2 protein-coding genes are annotated in these 1,493 nt (G+C 70.8%); both read right to left on the bottom strand.

Annotation, left to right across the window (positions count from 1 at the left end):
• Positions 1-125: 125 nt before the first annotated feature.
• On the bottom strand, positions 126-359 hold the full coding sequence (locus tag ACFHWY_RS28440; protein ID WP_416583319.1) for a hypothetical protein: 234 nt from the start codon (positions 357-359) through the stop codon (positions 126-128).
• Positions 360-539: 180 nt separating this feature from the next.
• A partial coding sequence (locus tag ACFHWY_RS28435; RefSeq protein ID WP_416583318.1) for an XRE family transcriptional regulator occupies positions 540-1,493 on the bottom strand: 954 nt, incomplete at its 5' end.

The raw sequence follows: 1,493 nt of genomic DNA, 5'->3' as shown, positions 1-1,493 counted from the left end.
TTGCCACGACCACACGGGCCGATGCCGCCGGGCAAACGTCAATGCGGTGGCCGACAGGTACTCATCGTACGAGACGCGCCGCCTGCTCGAAGTTGGCATGGCAGGAGAACCTGCCCGCGCTGGGTTCACCGGTGGCCCCTCGTCCCGTCACTGGTGCGTAGGCACAGCGTCGTCGGGGTCGGGGTTGGCTCGCGGTGCCACTGCGTGTCCCGCAACTGCTTCGCCTGGTCGAGCAACCTTCGCTGCGCCACCGCCTGCTCAGCGGCCTGGTGGCGCTGGCCAATTCCGGGCGGCGGAGGTGAGTCCGCGCGCCGTAGCAGCCACCGCATGATGTCGCGCAGCTCGGACCAGATCGCCACAGGTTCCGCCTCCCTCGTCACGGGTGGGAGGGTGGCGACGGCAGCGCGGCTGTCAGGCGTCGCACTCGGGATGACGCCGCCACCCGGCGGACACAGTCGGCGCAGCGGGTGCTTCCTGCCGTCGTGTCCTGATCGGAACGCTAGAGACGGCACGGTGCGTGTTGGAACACTTACGCACCACTACTGGCCGGAGACGCCCATACGCTCCCACAGGCCCCGCAGTTCGGTGGAGACAAGCCCTCGGCGCAGCAGCCCACGGGCGATTTCTCGCGCCGCCGTCGATGACCGGGTGTGCTGCGGGCCGACCCGCTCGGCCGCCAGTAGCATCCGCACCGCGTCACGCTCCCGTTCAGCCGCCACCATCGCGCGGGCCATGTCTAGCCAGTAGTACACCTGCCGCACCGCCGGCAACTCCCCAACCGCGACCCCGGCAGCCGCCAGCAACGCCTCCTGCGGGCGTCCGGTGTCGAGCAGGTAGGCCATCCGCCACAACGCCACGTTGCTCGGCCCCCACAGCAGGTCCCAGCTCGTCGTCTCCCCGGTGTGCGCGGCGATCCGCGCCGCCTCGTCGAGATGCCCCTCGGCGGCGGCCTGATTCTTCATACCGGCGAGGTGATGCGCGCGGGCCAGGTGCAGGAACCCGAGCACATCCGACGCCGTGTCCGCGCTACTGCCTTCCAGGTCCGCACCGGCCCGATCGCAGTACGCCCGGGCCGGGCCGTACGCGCCGGTGTAGGCCGCCACCCGCGCCCGATTCGCCGCCGCCACCCCCGCCGCAACCGGCTCATCAAGCAGGTGCGAAGCCTCGGCCGAACGCTCCGCTGCCAACCAGGCGTGGGCCGAGTAGCCCACGTTCAGCAACGAACCCATCGCCACCCCGTACACCGGCACCATCAACCGGTACGCCGCCCGCCGGTCGTTCACCCCGTGCAGGGCGGGAACGAGGTCCACCAGCCGGCGCAGCGCCCCGGCGTAGTCGCACCGGCCGTACAGATCCCGCACCAGCGCCGATTCCCGAGCCACCTGATCCACCGAGGCCGCACCGACGACCGAGGGCCCATCGAACGGATAGGCCATCATCGCCCGCCATACCCGCTCGGCGTCGATACGCGCACCATCAAGCTGCCGATCAGC

It is taken from the genome of Micromonospora sp. LOL_024 (assembly GCF_048060415.1).
Lineage (GTDB): Bacteria > Actinomycetota > Actinomycetes > Mycobacteriales > Micromonosporaceae > Micromonospora.
Note: the sequence above shows the minus strand (reverse complement) of the source record. Positions and strands in the feature narration are given on the sequence as shown.